Source organism: Bacteroides sp. AF25-38AC (assembly GCF_003602995.1).
Taxonomy (GTDB): Bacteria; Bacteroidota; Bacteroidia; order Bacteroidales; family Bacteroidaceae; genus Bacteroides; species Bacteroides uniformis.
In genome coordinates, this window is record NZ_QTMD01000048.1 from 1 (window position 1) to 18951 (window position 18951).

Here is an 18951-nt window from a genome sequence, read left to right on the forward strand (position 1 = left end):
TATTCCGGGGCTATTTGATTAATTGTTTAACTCGTCCCATTTTAACGGGACACTAATGATTGTTATTATATAGTAGCCAGCTGTCGATATAATATTATACATATTCTAATTATTCTTTCCTGTCAATGAATACGGAAAGTCTTTGGGATCGATTCCTCTTCTCTTGTTTGGCAGAGATGCCATACGAAATTTTATTTTCAGGCCTTCTTTCATGTCGGAATAAGTAAAATAATTTTTCGAATAGGGTTTGTTGTTAATTTGTATATCATCTATATAAATATACTCCTTGCAGTTATTAGGTGCTTCAATATACACTTTTTCCCCATTTCCAAGAGTAATTTCTATCTTTCTGAATAGCGGACTCCCGAATACATATTCATTGGTTACAGGACATAAAGGATAAAATCCTATTGCTGAGAAAACATACCATGCTGACATCTGTCCATTATCTTCATCACCACAATATCCATCGGGAGTTGCGGCATATAGTTTGTCCATAATAAGTCTGACTATTTCCTGAGTTCTCCATGGTTGACCAAAGTTAAACATATAAGACATATGATGCATTGGTTCATTCAAATGTGCATATTGCCCCATATTAGCAGCTTGCATCTCACGAATGAGATGGATAATCCCTCTTTTATAGAAGGAAATATCATATGTTTGTGGCAAAATAAACACCGAATCCATTTTTATCAATCCTTGCTGTCTATCACCATACAATTGCATAAGTCCTTCTACATCGTGAGGCACAAACCAAGTATATTGCCAACTATTTCCTTCAGTAAAATGATCTCCCCACCGAAATGGATTGAAATTTTGCAGAAACTCTCCGCTTTTATTTCGTGGGCGCATTAATTCCGTTTCCTTATCAAATAAGTTGCGATAACTTAAGCTACGTTTATAGTATTTCTCCAATTCCCGTTTCGGTTTCTTCAACATTTTACTTAACTGATATATGCAAAAATCATCATAAGCATATTCTAAAGTACGGGATACGTTTTGGTTGATGCCTACATCGTATGGAATATATCCAAGAGTGTTGTATTCAGTTGCTCCCAATCTACCGACCGAACTAACAGGTCCAACACCTTGAGTATTCTTTAGAATAGCTTCATAAAGTAAGTTCATATCAAAGCCTTTTATGCCTTTCAAATAAGCGTCAGCAATAATAGATGCAGAGTGCGATCCAATCATACAATCACGATGTCCTGGACTAAACCATTCGGGAAGCCACCCACTTTCTTTATAAATATTCTCCATACTTTGAAGTACTTCACTCACAATTTCCGGATAAAGTAAGTTCATTAATGGGAACTGTGCCCTAAAGGTATCCCAAAAGCCATTGTCAGAATACATATATCCACGTAGTACTCGCCCTTTATATGGACTATAATGAACAACTTCCCCTTTCTTGTTTATTTCGTAAAATTTTCGAGGGAAAATTAGGGTGCGATATAAACAGGAATAAAATGTCCTATATTGACTATCTGTTCCACCCGATACTTTAATACGCTGTAATTCGTTCTCCCATCGTTCTTTTGCTTTATCCACTACTTGTTCAAAAGAATCTTTACTTATCTCGCGTGTCAAATTAAGTTCTGCCTGTTCTAAATCTATGTATGAGGAGGCCACATTGACACCTATTTTTTCGCCTTTTTTCAACTTAAAACGAACTATTGCGCCCACATGCTCACCATTTATATTTAGTTGGTTCTCATATAATTTTTCTTTACTCCAAACATCACATTCGGCGAAAGGTTTGTCAAATATGAAAACAAAATAATTTTTAAAGTTTTTGGGTGTTCCACCCGCACTAGTAGTAGAATAACCAATTATCTTTCGCTGCTCAGGAATAATTTTCACATAAGAACCTTTATTAAATGCGTCAATAACAATATAAGTACTATCTACTACTTGAAAAGTAAATCTAAATTTTGCAGCACGTTCAGTAGGAGCAAACTCTACATTAGCCTGATGATCACCCAAATATACCGAATAATAATAAGGCTTGGCTATTTCAGTCTTATGTGAATACCAACTTTTTCGTCCCTCCTGTGTGAATTGATCTTTTCGTACAACAGGCATAACAGAGAACTGTCCATAATCACCAATCCATAGACTGGCTTGGTGCGTTTGTCTAAAACCATAAATAAAGTTATTGTGATATGTATATAAAAAATTATCACCTATTTTACCTGTATGAGGTGCCCAATTATGCATTCCAAAAGGGACACATACTGTAGGATATGTATTACCTGCAGATAACTCCATTCGTGAAAAAGTCCCCATTAGTGGATCAACATAATCTACTAGTTGATGAGATTGTGCATTTGCCTGCCAAGAAACAACCAACAAAAATAAAAATAAGATATATTTCACCATATTTATCTAATTGCTAATGATTTTAATGTATTTCCCTGAATACTCTCACTACTTCCATCGTTTTTTAGTATTTCGATATCATAAGAGAAATCCTTCGTAATATCATCTACCTTTACAATGGTTTCGAACGGATACTGATTTACTTCTATTGTAGACCGTTTTTTACCCACCTTATAATGAAGTTTCATTTTTTTAGTATCTTTGGGCAAGTCAGTAATGTACACATAAGCAAAATATTCATTAGGATTGAATTGCAAAAGATATGCCTTTCCACGGCTGTGCATAGCAATAGTCTTATCCATCTGTACCTTCCCCCGATTATATCCTACTTTCGCATACTGGGGGGCCTTTATCGTAGGGATGGGAATGGCAATCGACTGCATTCCCTTAGGAGGAATCGTTATAGTAAATTTGCCATTACACACATCTATTACTTTTTTTGTTCCGTCTTGTTCATAAAGGACACCTTTTCCAGAAAAGTGTCTTCCTTTGCCTATATTTGCACCAAGCGTAATAGTAGTAGTAGTAACTTGGTCAGCTTCATTAACAAGTGCAACTGCTAAAAGTCCATTCTTACGTGCCGGCAGATAATTGATTTCTTTCGAATCGGGTTCAATTATATTCCTGTCATTCCATAACCATACATCACTTATATCGTAAAATCTACCAGATTTAAATCCATACTGGTTAGAATTGAAGTAAGCATATCCCTGTTGACGAATAGCCGGGAATTCGATTTTCATGTTCGACATTTTCCACACCTGATTGATGAGAAAATCTTCAAGCATAGTAAGGAATACCGGAATGTGATGAAAATAAATACTTGTTAAATCAGGACCCTTATAAGGGTAATTCGCCCTCATCTGATGAGTGATATACCTATTCTGATAATAGCCTGCATAATTACCAAAACGTCCGATAATCGCATTTTTTGCCACGACTGCAAAATATTCTTCACCTGACAATGCTGCCAGTTTCATCATGTCACCAGCCCAAGTATTCATATAAATATTGAGTGCTTCGTTAAAAGTAGAACATTGTTCCAAACCGAGTCCCACCCTTGCCGGTAACCATCCCGGAACAGTATCTCCTTCCAACGAGACCTTACTTTCACGTGGAGGAGCTATTACTCCATAAGGATTTCCGAGCCGCCATTGTTTAGAACCATGCCACCAAAAGTTATGTCCTAACATAAAAGGACGTTCCAAGGTTTTTTTCGGATTGATAACATATGGCGTAGTACCTTTATTTCCATCTATCCCCGGCACCCAAACTGTTGTTGAAAGCAATTGTCCTGTTCTTATTGCCGCATCAAGATAACGTTGTTCCTTGGTTATTTGATAAATGTCAAGGAGTGAAGCCAAATTAGGATAGTAAGATATGTTAATAAATGTGGAAAAGCCAGGGGTCTCTGCATTAAATTTATTACCATAAACTACTTCTTGCAGATACTTATCGGCCTTTTTTTTCGCCAGGTCTAAATACTTTTCTTCACCAGTGTAATGATACAATGATAAATCATTTGAAAAAGCGGGAATATTTCCATATTGGTTGATTACGTGATCGGCTTTATCAATACCTATGGCCAAGAGTGAAGGGGTCAATCCATGACTCATCTCATACAAACCACCGAAAACATTTAGATTATATCCTTGGATAGGCTTTCCAATAGATGCAGGTTTTTTTACACCGCCTAAGTAGTTTGCACCTCCTTTGCTATCAAATCGCTTAAAATGCAGTCGCTCGCGGGTAAGCAGATTAGCAACAGTTGGTATAGCACGTTTTGTCAATATTTCCTCGTTCTCAGTAAGAAGATAACGCTGCATGGCAGTCATGGGATTAGCCACCGAAGTCAAGTCTTTTTCCTCCATATTATAATGGGCTTTATCGACCGGATCCCACCCTCCATATCGGTCGTCCATCATAAGATCTGTCGTGTTATAAATTGCTTCGTTCAAGGATGTATAATAATTAGAACGATAATCGTGCACATTGAAAATATCTTGAGCGATGTGCTTATACGTATCAAACCAATCACCCAAGCGGTTGATTACGTAATATGAGATTCTATATTTGCTACCCGCTTTGAACGTGCAATACTCGGAACCCAAAAGTGGAGCGAACAAGTTTCCACGGACGCCTCCTTCTGGGCCACGCATACAAATTCCCATCCTGGCAGTCTCACGGTATACATACCCTCTTGCTAAACATCCAGGATCTACAACTATGGCTGTAGTGAAAGGTTTTTGACTGATCGTATTGTTCACAGGTAAAGAAACACTTCCCATCGGGGTCGACAAGTAATGTTCAGTAATAAGCTTAGGCGCTTCTGGTATCCTTTTATTCATAATACGAAAAGGAGCCAATGCACTTTCATATTCATCATCTGCGTACTCTCTACCCGAAAAAAGTCCAAATGAATAGGCTCCATCTTTGTGAAATATCGCATCAAGCGTTACTTTAGGATCCGCCTCACCCTCATCTAACTGCCATATAACACTTATCGACTCATCTGAATTCTCATTGAAGGTATTAAACGTAAGTAACACCTTGCCTTTTGCGATACGTTCCATACCGTTAGGAATCAGCCAAGTAGACAAAGCCGATTTATAGACATTATCAGTCTTAATAGGCAACATTGTTTCACCTACACTAATTAGTTGATTGAAGAAAGCATAATCTTGTATCCAATGTCCTGTGCAACTTTTGGCAGCTTTTAGCATCAAATACCCGTGCTCTTCTGTTTTATCTTTGACTTTTATCCATTGCCCATTATCCTTTATGTAGATTTCGTTTTGGACGAACTTACCATATTTTTTATCTTTCACCTGATAAAAAACAACTTTTACTCGACTGTTTTCAAGTATCAAAGAATTTTCAGGAAGAAGATCTGCCTTTGCCCATGTTGGGAACAATTGACTTTCCATATTTTTGGAAAGTCCTTCGGGGGGGGCCTGTTTTATAAGGGTCTCATAATCATCAGACGGAGTAGCCTTAAGATCAGCAGTAATTAATATACCGTCACATCGAGCATAGAAGGCTGAAGTATCTATTAATTTAACAATGTTCTCACCTGCCTTTAGATTATAAATACCTCCATCTGTCCACTGATATTTATTCTTTCCATGCTTGCCAAAGGTTACTGGCGATAATATATCATTGACCATAAGGTTAAAATAGCGACTGCCAGGTTGATAAGTAAAGTCTCTAGCATGTACCCATATTCTATATTCCCCCGTGTTTTTAATGCCTATTTTCGCTATTGCCGGAGACGCACTACGAGGTGATTGTGGATTTACTCCAACGAGAGTGTACCCCAAATCCCCTCCAGTTTCAATTCGCCATGAACCAAAATCACAAAAACTTTCTGGCACTAAAAAATACGATTCCTGGTTTACTTCTCTTTTTTGAGCATAAGTGTATAAAAAAGAAAAGGCTAAAATCAATAAAACGTAACATCTGAAATTTGACATTCTCATATACAATAATAATTAGCAGGTTTTGCACTTTGTTTCTTCAGGTCTCCAAAAAATAAATTTTGAATCAAAGGTATAAATATAAGACATTGGCAACAAACATTTTTCACATAAAATCATCGGGAACGAAACCGCAATCGTTCCCGACAAACTATATGCTTGTTACATAACATAAACTCAACATAACATCAGAAAATCTCTAATTGCCCATCATTGATGAATTCAGTATCAATAGCGTTTTTTCTTAAAAAGGAATAAGCAACAATAGCAGAAAAGTATTTTAGTCATCCCCAAAAATTCATTCAGGCGAGATATTGTCAGCAAGCTGTATCTCGCTGATCTTTTTGATAAAGTTCCAAAGAACTTCATCGTTCTTTGGAAGTTGTTGGTAGCCGCCGCAAGCAATGTGTTTATAACGTCTCCCCTCACTCTAAAGTTGCAATCTAAACGATGATCAGATAGTTGGCTCTATATCTACCTGCTTGCAGAGCAATTTGTGTTTCTTCAATCTCTGACATCGGCTGTCCGATTTCTTGGGAGTATCCGGTATTAAAATCTTTGTTCCGCTAATTTCTTTCTTGCCACGATACCCCTTGTCACCTGCAAGCATCTTGATCTTTCTCTTTGTCAGACGCTCAACCTGTTTCAGAGATGCTTCTATCGTATGACCGTCATATTCATTACGAAAGGCCATGGCTCCGAGGATGATGCCGGTAGCGGAACGTATGACAGATACCTTGTTGCCAAATTCATACTTTTTATGTTCCTTACCCTTACTGATACATTGCACTTCAGGTTCATGGATGGAATAAATCTTTTTCTGACTGTTACGCTTTTGCGAAAGGATGGCTTCAAATACTCCAAGCAGCTTGTCGTAGTCATGGTTATTCCCAAGATTACGTTTGAGTTCCCGGACCAGTCTTCCCGCTATTGTCCGCAATTTCCTGTCTGCCTTAAGAGCCTTGTTTCGATTCTTGGGATGATTTCGGAAACGTTGGTCGCGATAGATACGCTTCAAGACAAAGGTATAGCTTTGTCGAAGAGGAAGTGCCAGTTTATGCACGATGTCAAGTACTTTGTTCACTATCTTTTTATGCAACTTCGCATCAGTAGGGAAGGTGATGTTCTTTTCTTGGACGGTAGAATCGATAAAGGCTGTATCGTGATGACGCTTGTCGTCATCTTTATTGTTCACACGGATACTTTCCTGAAAAATAAGCTCGACACCGCTTTCACCGATACGGTTACGGAAATGAACCAATTCGGAAGATGCACATGGGGCAGAGGGAGTAAACTCCTGCATACCGCAAAAATACTGATAATAAGCGTTCTCGCTCCATTGCTCTACTACGGATTCGTCGGACAGATTACGGAGGTGTTTGAGGATCAACAAACCGCACATCAAGCGGATCGGCTTGCCGGGACGACCATTGTTCTGACAATACAAAGGGAGGAAAGCGTCATCAAATTTCTTCCAATCTATCTGGTCTGCCAACTTGTACAGTGGGTGCGATTGGTTCAGCATATCAGATAAATTGCTGAATAAAGAAGAGCTATTATGGGGCTTTTTTATCATAAAAACCTGCAAGTTTCTTAATGTAAAGATAAGAATACTTGCAGATTCATCGAAGAATTATACGTATTAAATTTCTGAATATCAGCGCTGAAGGTCTCTTTTAAGGGACGACTATTTTAAACAGGCTGAGACCTACTCCTGTTTAAGACAATCTTTGTCGGCAGAACATTTTTTACGCCAATAGTAATAAGTTGAAAACTTACACCTACCCATTATAAGTACCACTTCAATGGCAGGCCACTTTGTTACACCTACAACTCTAATTCCTCAAATTCTGATCGGTTCATTACAATTAGGGCTTGATTACTATTGCGAGCGCAAAATACAATCAAGCCCTAGAGGGGGGGGGCAATGTGCATTTCTTCGAATGTTTACAGAAAAAGTCTACAGGCTTCTTCCGAAGCGTCATGCACCGACTGAGGAAATTCAGATCGTGGAATGGGAATCTACAATAAAGTCAGCATATAAAACTAGTACAATTACTCATTTCATATGCCAACTCATTATTTTTAGGACATTTACTGAATATTCCTACAATTATTGCTGTCCGGTAAAAAAATCGCAACCTTATATTTGACTCATATATAGTAAATCATATTGTGTTTGCAAAAATCGACTTGTTATTTTGTGCTGTGTACAAATGGAAACATTAATCATTAAAATACCTTTATAAGACATTTATGCGAGTTTATCTATAATGGAATAAAAAAAACATCTAATTTCTATCATGACAAAGTTTTACCGGACAGCAATAGTTTTCTATCCCTTATTATGCGTAATTATTTCTAAGCCCCATGGCTCTATCGTTATATTTTTATATGTCTGCGTATCTGGAAAGTATACCTTAATGTTATTGCTCTTGCTTTGATTATTAAGTAGAAAAACATATAGTTTTTTTTGATTCACATCGGATGCAGTAATATAGTCTACATTTGAATTATCCACAAATACAAGATCACTGCGAAGCATCAAATCAATCTTTTCACCATCAATTTGCCCAGCCTGAAAGCCCAGAGCTTTGTGTGAACCAACTTTAGGCGTCATGAACCCTCGTGGAAATTTCACACGACCTTCTGACCTTAATTCAACCTCAGAAATCAGATAGTCATATATCCATCCAATCTGCCACCAAGCATGATGGGGAAAATTACCTGCTCCTTGATCAAAATTCTTCCAATAATAGGATGCAACACCAGTAGTTGAGTTAACAAAAGCATCTCTACCCAAAGCACCAGCCCTTGCCATATCAAGAAATAAAGTATCATTGGTCAACTGATACATTTTTAAGAATAGACTACAATGGCTGAGCAATAAAATTGGACCATGATCGACAGCAGATCCCATTGCACCACCATGTTCAAAACATAACCCATTCTGAGAGAACTGCCAATCTTCCCAGAATTTCCCTTTTCTTATCTTTATGTCTTGTGTAGGTATAGGATGAGTATAGATGGATGAAGTATACATTCGAGCCGCCTCAATAGATTTTTCAAGATATTCTTTCTTATTAGTTACCTCATATAAATCAAGAAGAGCTTGCGCACATTGGATAGTTGCAAAGTCATTTACAAAACGTACATCTCCGCAAACGCCAGTAAAATGTCCCTTATTTATTCCTTCCTTGATAAGCCACTGGGCACCTTTTTCCGCCGCATTCAAATATTCACGATTCTTTAAAAGTCGATAAGCTATTAACATTCCGTAAAAAGTAGGCCGCAAATCTTGCAAATCTGTATAAATTGGAGCATGAGTTTTCTTATCATATGCCATCATCCAACTGCCGTCAGTCTGTTGCCACGCTAGCAAGCGATCTGCTCCATTTTTCAACAAAGTTTTCAACTCCTGCTTTTCAGGTTCGAACAACAGAATATTTCCTAAATCCATTAATGTATAATAGGTGAGACCTATCGGTTCAATGTGAGTTCCCCATTCTTCTGTAAATATTTTCTTTTTCCATAAGTAATATTGTCCTTCCGCTACTCCTTTAAAAAAACCGTCTTTAACTTGTTGATGCATCTTAAATTTTTCAATGTATGGCAATTTGTTTTTATTTAAGGACTCATCACCTGTTATTTTTGCCAACATCCAGACTGCACCTATATCCGAATTTTTCATAGCATCGTTATCTGCTCCTACAACGCCACTCATATAAGATTGTGCTGCTATCGTATCCCCCTGATATTCTTTAAAATTCCATAATGCTGTCTTCTCATTTAAGACATAATCATACAGCATAAACAACCTATTAGTAAGGGATAATTTAGTATCTTTCAAATTCAATATTTTCTTAAACTCATATACATCATATATGGCATGCTTATATACGGAATACCAGTCTGAATCAGCCAACGTTATTCTAAAACTAAATTGTGTGCATTCACCAGCTTTTAAGAAGGATTGATTCTCACCCAATACAGGATGATAGGCCGTGGGTGATAAATGCGCGTCACTATTCATATGTGATAAAGCTATGTTCCATATACTATTATGCGTTTCCTTATCTATTGAGTAAGGGTTTCTATCCTGACCAGGGTCAGGAATGACAGCCAACGTTATTCCGCTTTTATTACTAATTATGGACGCCAAAGTAGTCAGTGTGCTTTCCCGACACAGCACTGGATAAGCTGGTAATCCCTGTGCATAAGCATAAGACAATTGAAATGCAGGTTGTATTTCATTTCCCTGAAAGAACCCTGGAATAATACCCCATTGTAATTCATCTTCCGTAATTGTACAAACTGTAGGAGAAGGGAGTGAATAAAATCCATCTTTAGATGCGGTAAAAGACAAGTCCACTATAATATCTGTGGGGAAATCTTTGCATAATCGCCAAATTGCAGTATAGTCTCCATAACTAGTTTCTTGCCTAAAGCGAATAGACTTTCCCTCTTTTTGAGCAACAGCAGGATAAAACGTTTCCCGGATTCCTGCTTTATTCATTGGTACAGCGGCTATTGCTTTTTGAAATTTAGGATAAACGTACTTGAACTTTTTTTCGGGAAAATACAATGTGTCACCATCTTGAACAACTGATAATGGCGCTTCTGAAGGCTTCTCTTTACTATATAACAACGAACATAACCCAGATTCTTTACCGAAAGAAACGAATTTATTCCCTTGCCTAACTTGGCAAACAGCAAGCATCCACCCCACTTGTCCTTTCCTCCATTCCAAACTAAGTGTCCCATTCGACAGTTTTATAGATTGTTGCGCATACGCTTTTCCTGCCCAAAAGAGCAAAAGTAGTGTTACTGAAATAAATCTGTATACATATTTTTCAATCATTATCATCCTCCCTATTTTTATCTTTTGACTATTCTATCATTTTGATAGTTCTCTCTATGCGTCTTTATCCATCGTAGAATTGAGAATTCTTAGGAGTTTTTACATCTACCCAGAAAATCAATTTAAGCATAATTCTAAAGACACTTTTATTATATTACCGCAATCATATTCAATATTAATGTTGCACTTCTTTAGCACTCTAATATAATAAGTTATACTAATAAACCAACTATAATAAGTCATATAATATTCTTATGCTAAAAAAGCAAATACACCTTCTATATTCACTTAATAACATATGTGTAAATAGAACGCGGCTTCACTATATTTTGAACCGCTTGATTGTTTAGCCATATATCAAGAGGTAATTTTTTTTCACTTTTATTCAGTACTACAACTACCAATGATTGGTCTTCATTGCAAAAAGCGGTAACTAGCAAATCGTCATTTGTTGTAGAGTTCAATACCCGTTTAGCTCCTGGACGAATGAATTTGGAGAAATGTCCAATGTAATAATAGGCATTAGTATATATTAATTCTCCGGTTTGAGTATCTCCATGTATGGGAGCAAAACAATAATTTCCTACATGATTCGGTCCTCCTTTCTCATCAAGTAATATATTCCAATCCGTCCAGGCGCAAACGCCACCATTTAAATCATTGATTATTGATATTCCATAACGCTCCCCTAGTTTCCAATCACTCAGTCGATCAGTCCTGAAAGCTTCATTACAACCTTCTGTGAAAATAATATGTTTATCAGGATAGGCCTCTTTAGTAATACCTACATTTTCGAAGTGATGTCCTGTATACCAGTGAATACCGATTCCCCATACGTATTTCGCAGCATCCGGATCATTGTATATCGTCATAGCACGCTGATGCATAAGTCCTCGATTATGATCCCAAGCAATAATCTTTTTATCTGCCATACCCGCTTGCCACATGGTAGGTCCCAGATGTTTTTTTATAAAATCTCGTTCTTGCTCTGCCGTGTAAATACACGATTCCCATCGTTGCACAGAAGCAGGTTCGTTTTGTACGGAAATCCCCCACATTGGAATTCCTTCTTTTTCATAGGCATCTATAAACTTTACATAGTACTTAGCCCACACACTGGCATATTCATCTTTAAGTTTTCCACCTCTGAGCATATTATTGTTGGTTTTCATCCAAGCGGGTGGAGACCATGGAGTTCCATACATAATCAATGTACCTGCTTGAGTTAATGCTTCTTTAATGAATGGGATTTTATACCTTTTATCTACTGAAATATCAAAAGAAGATAGCGACACATCATTTTCTTTCACATAAGTGTAAGAACTACTAGAAAAATCACAACTATTAATAGGTACTCTTCCGATAGAATAGCCTATACCTTTACCTTTATCATAATAAGCATTTATGAATTCTTGTTGCATTTTTCTAGGCAATTTATAGAATGTCTCAGCAGACGCATCAGTAAATGCACCGCCAAAGCCGACAATCGTTTGAAAAGTTTTAGTAGTATCTATAAAAATTGCAGCTACAGATTCTTTTATCGGGATCTTTTCAACAAAAGTTAGTGACAAGGTATTCGTTAATCTAGTCGTTGTATCTTTGGCCGTTTCATAAACGGTTACTTTTTGTCTTGAATTAAGAGATACTTGCGATGAAGCTTCAACTCCTATCGGAAAATTTAGAACTGTTATTAATAAATAAATGATTTTTCTCATAAGTCTTATTTTTAATGTTTTTAACCAATAAATATCATTGTTTATTCTATTCAATATAAATTTGAAATAATGCAGCGGGCACATAGGGAAGTGGCTGTTCTAGTTTAATTTTTATACAATCAGTCTGCACATTTAAATCAATTACATTAATAGTTTGGTGATTATCTTTTTTTTCAAAAAGCACCACTCCTTCTTTATCGATTATTTGATATGTTCTCACACAAAAAGGCATTACATTTTCGGGATGCTCCAATTGTACAGATTCCATAGCATGATCGTAATCAGTATCGAAGTACAGATGTAATCTATTAATCGTTTGAAGAGTATCCCAAGTATATTCTATTGTCGGAGATTTATCATCCATTGAAGCAACCCAAGCATTTGTCATTGTTGTTGGCCGTATATACCCATTTATACAATTTATGGGAGCAAAAGTATCAATGCCAGGATAAATTCTCATCGCAATGTTATTTCCTTTTGGCCGTCTATCTGGGCACCAGAATTCAAACGCTTCAATTCCTGTGTTTGGAGGAGGTATTTGCTTTCCGTTATTATTGACAGCTTTATTAAATTTATTGAAAACAGAGACGATTCCAGTATAACGCTCTTCGCTCATGCGTATTTCAACACTATCATTTCGTAAGAAAGTGATAAAACCATATTGACTTATCGGCAAGCCTTTTGAAAAATTAATATTTACATTTTGTACTCCTTTATGTACATTTATCCTTTGCTTATCTACTATAAGATCCGGAGTGTAGTTTCCAGGTTTGATTGAACAACGTAATTCCACATCCAACACTGTATCTTTATCTGCTTTTGTTTGAATGGTAAAAGTATATTTCTCATTTTTGCTTAATGGTAACATTTGTGCTGTTGAAAAATCAAGCTTATTCCAAGGTCCGTCAAAAGGAATATGATTTAGAACGAGTTGGCTAGATGCTTCTACCTTTGCCAAACAAGCCTTGTTATTTTTAGGACTGATAGCGATATAAGGAATACTTTGCCCCATAATGTTAAGTGACTGCTGCAACTCGTTCATCTCATCTGTTCCCAGAATATTTTCAGGCAATAGACCTTTTCTAATGCATTGAGCTGCAGCTACACCTACGGCTTGCCCTCCGAAAGCTGAAGTCGCCATCACTCTACTTGATCCATGCGCTACATGTGAAGTGCTAATATTGCGCCCTGCAAAAAACAAATTATTAATATCTTTACTCACAAAGCATCTATACGGTATCTCATAAACTCCTTTGGAATGATATTGTATACATCCTTCCTTTTCGCTATATACTCCATCAGCAGGATGCAAATCAATCGCCCACCCACCAAAAGCAATCGCATCCTCAAAATGCGTTTGTTCAACAATATCCTGTTGTTTTAATGTATAATAACCTAGAAAACGGCGACTTTCTCTTTTACCAGGAATAATACCAACCCATTCTAGGGTAAGATTCTCCGCTTCTGGGAATTTTCCTGAATTTTTAATGTAATCCCATACTCCATATACAACACGCCACAACTCCCATTTAATATCTTCTGTCTGATGTATGGTATCCAAACGACCTCCGTATTCCAACCACCAATATTTGCATCCATGCTCGTCCGCTCTAACTTGTTGAATACGTGGAATACGACTAATTTCTTTTAAAGCGTATTCTGGTGCAACAAACTTGACAGGTTTGCCAATATCTTTGCTATAAAAGTAAATAGAATGTCCCAGCAAATCACCATATTCCTTGGTGTCTGGAGCAAACCGCTCACCATACACCAATTCATCCTCCGCTCCAATTCTAAAAGAGGCCCCCGCCATATAGGCTACCACCCCATCTCCCGATGCGTCACAAAAAAGTGTCCCTTCAACATTGTAGAATGTTTGGTTTTGACTACAAAAAGCCATAACCTTACGAATGCTTTTCCCTTCTTTTTCAATATTGTATACGGCAGTATTCAATAGTAGGATTATATTTTTCTCTTTCATCACTTTTTCGAGAATAACGGTATCCAACAAGATTGGGTTCCCTTCTTTATTCCTATATATATTTTCTACCAATATTTCATCAATAATACCACCTTCACGTGACCAGCGGTTATTATTGCCCATATGTGATGTCGCACCCAATATCCATAATCTTATTTCACTTGATGCATTTCCTCCCAACACTGGCCTATCTTGTATAAGCACAACTTTTATACCGGACCTTGCAGCCGCTATTGCCGCGCACACTCCAGAAAGGCCTCCTCCAGTAATGACAAAATCTGTCTTGAGTTGGACAGTACTTAATTCTCGCTTTTCTATTGAAAATACTTCCTTAATCATTGCTTTTGTATAGTTTAATAATACTCTTTTTTATCATATAACTTCCTAAAAGTAGCAAGAAAATCCCAATACATATAATTAATATTTTTCCTATCTGTGAAAAAGTTCCCAACAAAATAATATCCAAACCAATAAATCCAACTCCACATCCGATAATTCGCAAGCTATAAGCGTTATTATCCGATACTTCAAGGCTATCTTTTTCCAATGTCATTCCTTGTGCTATTTGCTGCATTGCAATATAGCGCTCATATTGTACACTCTTCTTATGTACTAAGTCATAGTAATATTCAAATAATGCAAGACATATAATAGGGAATAAAACCCCCAATATCATTTCTTCTGTTCTAGATAGAGAGAGATGGAATAAAACAGGTGCTACAAATTTAAAAAAAACGTTTACTGCCAAACTGAAAATTGTAGTAGTAAGAACAGAAGTCTTGTCCTGCCTTTTAGAAAAAAGTGACCAAATAATGGGAAGATACAACGGTACCCCCGTAAGTGCCGCCACACTGATAACTACATTGACAATCCCCCCCATCAACGGAATTAACAAAGCGATGATTACGGTTAATATCCCAATACCAATGGTAGAGATACGTGCCACTTTCATTAGCATAGTACTCGTACTATGGGGACGTAATCTTTTGAAGATATCATTAGTAATAACACCTGATGATATATTTAGGGTAGCATTTAGCGAACTTGCTGTTGCAAAAATCATTCCGCCAAGCATTAAGCCAAGTATACCAGTAGGAAGTACTTCTTTGCACATCAATAAGTAGGCACCTTCATTGTCTAATCCACCAAGCGATGTGTTTACAACTCGGTACAACATTGGTGGGAGCATCCATAACAGCGGACTAATGATATATAATAGTCCAAATAGCCATCCGACTTTTCGGGAATTCTTTTTATTTTTAACACAAGTATACCGTTGTACATATGCCCAATTGCCTCCTAAAAAAATAGCATTATAAAAACCAAAGGCAATGATAAACCCAACAGTATAATCACTATCTGCTAAATCAAAAAAATTGTCAGGAGCTCTATCTACAAAAGCTTCAACACCGCCTACATGGTTAATCGCAAGAGGTACTACAATAATAACAACCGCTGTGAGGATTACAAACTGTAAAACATCGGTAGACATCACAGCCCACAGTCCTCCTACAGAAACATATAATATACAGAAACCGCCAATTAGTAATATACTTGCGTTTAAAGGGAGTCCTGTCGATACTTCGATGATCTTAGCTACCGGATAAAGGAATGAGCCGGTAGTAAATAACGAAATAAAAAGAAATAAATAAGTATATACTTTTTGGGTTTCAATGTCGAAGCGCTTGGTTATATACTCTGCGGCTGTTAAAACGCCTGTTTCATGCCAACGAGGTGCAATCAATAAACCGACAATAAAGCCAGCTATGGCCATTGTCCATTGAATCGTAATAGACACCCATCCCAATGAATAGGCTATGGATCCCCATACGACAAAAGTGCCAGCAGAGAAAAATCCCATAAATAAAGAAAGCCCACTCATTTGCCAAGGCACAGCTCCTCCCGCAGCAAAAAAGGACCTCATGTTTTTTTTACTTCTTTTTGCAAATGTCAACCCTATTAGGATAATTCCTGCTGAAAATAAAATAATGGTAATGTAATCTAAGAAATTCATGGTATTTATTTAAGTGTAATAATGAGATTTGGCACTTCTTTTGGGAACAAAAATATAGATATAATACACTAAAAGCAAACCATTTAAAGATTAAATCATCGGGAACGATATCGGGAACGTTTCCGATTTTTTTTTTTGCAAATTGTTGATAAGTACTCTTTTTTTATATAATTTTGTTCTATTCACTAAATTAAGAAAACTATGAGTAAACAACGAGTAACAATAAAAGATATTGCAAAAGAGTTGAAGATTTCAACTTCTACCGTATCAAGAGCGCTTTCTGACAAATGGGATGTAAACCCGGAAACACGAAAGGCGATATTAGATTTAGCCCAAAAACTAAACTACCGCCCCAATCCTATGTCATTAAGCCTTAAGCAACAGCACTCGATGACAGTAGGCGTGATTGTACCCGAATTCATTAATTCTTTCTTCCCTGAAGTAATTATGGGTATACAATCTATACTTAACAAAGTTGGATACAATATCCTGATCTGTCAATCCAACGAATCATATGAGAAAGAACTAGCTAACTTGAAAATGCTTGAGGAAAAAATGGTTGACGGCATTATCGTTTCTATTACAAAGGAAACGAAAAATATGGAGTTTTTTTCTACTATGCTGGAGAAAAAATTTCCAATAGTTTTTTTTAATCGGATATGTGAGAACTTGAATGCTTCCAGCATTATTATCGATGATTACAAATGGGCTTTCAATGCCGTTGAACATTTGATAAAGCAAGGTTGCAAACGCATTATACATCTATCAGGGCCTGAGAATTTACTACTTTCTCAACAACGAATGAATGGCTATTTAGATGCCCTGAAGAAATATGGATTATCCTACACCGACAACTTGATTATCCCAACAGGAGTAATGATGGAATGCGGAGTGATGGCTGCTTATCAGATTTTGGATATGAAAAAACTACCTGATGCAATTTTTGCCATAAATGACCCAGTGGCAATAGGAGCAATGAAAACACTACAGAAGCATGGCATTAAAATTCCCGAAGACATCGCTGTTGTTGGATTTACAGAATCAAGAATGGCCATGATTATCGAACCTAATCTAACAAGTGTTGAACAACCAACTTTTGAAATGGGGAAACTGGCAGCCGAGCTTTTACTCGAACAATTAAAGAATAATCAGGATGAAAGACTATCTCCCAAAATTATCACATTAGATGCAAAATTAAATATTCGGGAATCTTCTTTGAAAAAGCAACAAAAAGATGATTCTTATTCTTAAAAGATCATCGTCTAAAAGATGGAAATGCTACAAATCAGGCTGTGACTACAAAGGGAAAAATATCAATTTTGCTAACATATTTTTATGAAAGTAGAATTTAATTTCGAAAGTGTCTATAACAAGGCCATCAAACAACTAAAAAACGATATTTTTTTGAACAAAAGAAAGTTTCATGTCCTTATTGGAAGCACCTCAATGCCGCTCTTAAAGACGAAATGGACGAACGAGAGGTATCAACTTGACACCGTTGCAATGGTAAAATGCAGAAATGGTCCCAGACCCTATTGAACGAGAGACTGCATCTCCCCCCGTGATCGTAATTCAAGTTTCAACTTCTAGCTCATCAAGAAATGTGAAACTATTCTATCAGAAGGTATCGCCAACCGTATAATTGGCCTATATACACTTGGAAACAGCACACATGAGATTAGATAATAAATCTGGGGGCATGTTCCAGCAGACACTATCAGCACTATTATCGGCCTTGTATTTCCGGAAATAAAAGCATAGAAATCACAGATACTTGATTCTGTCCATCCTATAATTTGAATGGGCGCTATTCATTATAAAGTACAGATGAGCGTAGCTGAGCTGTAAACCGTGCAATATATAATGTACTAAATATTGACAGAGAGGGCATAAAGAGCTGCTTGGTATTTATATATCAAGAAACGAGGATACAAGCGTCTGGTTCTATGCTTACAAGCCTTCAAGAGCGTAGAGTTAAAGATATTCTTATAACATGTATAGATGAGCCGAAGGAATGTAAGGGAGAACTTACTACTGAATCTAAAATATTGCATACACATTTCTAAAGATTGAAAATTTAATGTCCGCTTTCCTCCTGTCCCTCCTGTTCCTTGAGGCAGAAAAAAAGAGAAGCTAAGTCTAACCTTAACTTCCCTTCAAATTTAATCAGCGTCTATTCCACTACAGTAAACTCATGAAAAGAATACCAGACATCATCATCGCCTTTCTCCTCCATATACTCGTTCAGTGCCTCTTCTATGGCGTTCTTCTCTGGTTCCACTTTCTTCCCGACAATTCCTGATATATATTCAGTCGCCGCTTCAATGGTTCTGAAATACTCCGAATCATCACCACAGGAATCCAAGTAGTACCTCTCAGGGAAATACTCACCGGCTACATCATTGGTATAGAACACGCCGCACCCGGATTCCTCTTCACGATAGTAAACTTTGATGAACGGTAAGCGCCTAAGTAAGTACATCTTCTACAGTTCATTTTCCCTCCTTACTTTTGCTACA

Annotated in this window: 8 protein-coding genes and 1 pseudogene; 1 reads left to right on the top strand and 8 read right to left on the bottom strand. The window is 37.0% G+C overall.

The window, feature by feature from the left end; genetic code table 11:
- Positions 1 to 105: 105 nt before the first annotated feature.
- From DWY55_RS20455 to DWY55_RS20485, 7 genes and pseudogenes are all read right to left on the bottom strand, one after another.
- Positions 106 to 2385, bottom strand: a complete 2280-nt coding sequence (locus DWY55_RS20455) for a GH92 family glycosyl hydrolase (RefSeq protein WP_120178317.1) — start codon at positions 2383 to 2385, stop codon at positions 106 to 108.
- A 2-nt stretch (positions 2386 to 2387) separates the two neighbouring features.
- Positions 2388 to 5864 (bottom strand): hypothetical protein, encoded by a 3477-nt coding sequence (locus tag DWY55_RS20460; protein ID WP_120178318.1) that lies wholly within the window; start codon positions 5862 to 5864, stop codon positions 2388 to 2390.
- A gap of 295 nt (positions 5865 to 6159) precedes the next feature.
- A pseudogene (locus tag DWY55_RS20465) lies at positions 6160 to 7437 on the bottom strand (IS5 family transposase).
- 759 nt (positions 7438 to 8196) lie between these two features.
- Positions 8197 to 10728 (bottom strand): glycerophosphoryl diester phosphodiesterase, encoded by a 2532-nt coding sequence (locus DWY55_RS20470; RefSeq protein ID WP_120178320.1) that lies wholly within the window; start codon positions 10726 to 10728, stop codon positions 8197 to 8199.
- A gap of 278 nt (positions 10729 to 11006) precedes the next feature.
- On the bottom strand, positions 11007 to 12437 hold the full coding sequence (locus tag DWY55_RS20475) for a glycoside hydrolase family 30 protein (protein ID WP_120178329.1): 1431 nt from the start codon (positions 12435 to 12437) through the stop codon (positions 11007 to 11009).
- Positions 12438 to 12483: 46 nt separating this feature from the next.
- Complete coding sequence (locus tag DWY55_RS20480; protein WP_120178322.1) at positions 12484 to 14757, bottom strand: FAD-dependent oxidoreductase; 2274 nt, start codon at positions 14755 to 14757, stop codon at positions 12484 to 12486.
- Entirely contained in the window at positions 14750 to 16432 is a 1683-nt protein-coding gene (locus tag DWY55_RS20485) for a sodium:solute symporter family protein (protein WP_120178323.1), read from the bottom strand. Before DWY55_RS20485 ends, DWY55_RS20480 begins: the two co-directional genes overlap by 8 nt.
- Before the next feature lie 201 nt (positions 16433 to 16633).
- On the opposite strand from DWY55_RS20485, the gene DWY55_RS20490 reads away from it, so the two are divergent.
- Positions 16634 to 17683: a LacI family DNA-binding transcriptional regulator gene (locus DWY55_RS20490; RefSeq protein ID WP_120178325.1), complete on the top strand. Its 1050-nt coding sequence runs from the start codon at positions 16634 to 16636 to the stop codon at positions 17681 to 17683.
- Positions 17684 to 18605: 922 nt separating this feature from the next.
- Here DWY55_RS20490 and DWY55_RS20500 read toward each other — a convergent pair.
- On the bottom strand, positions 18606 to 18914 hold the full coding sequence (locus DWY55_RS20500) for a hypothetical protein (RefSeq protein WP_243633683.1): 309 nt from the start codon (positions 18912 to 18914) through the stop codon (positions 18606 to 18608).
- Between the last annotated feature and the right edge of the window lie 37 nt (positions 18915 to 18951).

Coding starts and splice junctions, on each gene's coding strand:
- DWY55_RS20455 (WP_120178317.1), bottom strand. CDS start 2,385: ATGGTGAAATATATCTTATTTTTATTTTTGTTGGTTGTTTCTTGGCAG.
- DWY55_RS20460 (WP_120178318.1), bottom strand. CDS start 5,864: ATGAGAATGTCAAATTTCAGATGTTACGTTTTATTGATTTTAGCCTTT.
- DWY55_RS20470 (WP_120178320.1), bottom strand. CDS start 10,728: ATGATAATGATTGAAAAATATGTATACAGATTTATTTCAGTAACACTA.
- DWY55_RS20475 (WP_120178329.1), bottom strand. CDS start 12,437: ATGAGAAAAATCATTTATTTATTAATAACAGTTCTAAATTTTCCGATA.
- DWY55_RS20480 (WP_120178322.1), bottom strand. CDS start 14,757: ATGATTAAGGAAGTATTTTCAATAGAAAAGCGAGAATTAAGTACTGTC.
- DWY55_RS20485 (WP_120178323.1), bottom strand. CDS start 16,432: ATGAATTTCTTAGATTACATTACCATTATTTTATTTTCAGCAGGAATT.
- DWY55_RS20490 (WP_120178325.1), top strand. CDS start 16,634: ATGAGTAAACAACGAGTAACAATAAAAGATATTGCAAAAGAGTTGAAG.
- DWY55_RS20500 (WP_243633683.1), bottom strand. CDS start 18,914: ATGTACTTACTTAGGCGCTTACCGTTCATCAAAGTTTACTATCGTGAA.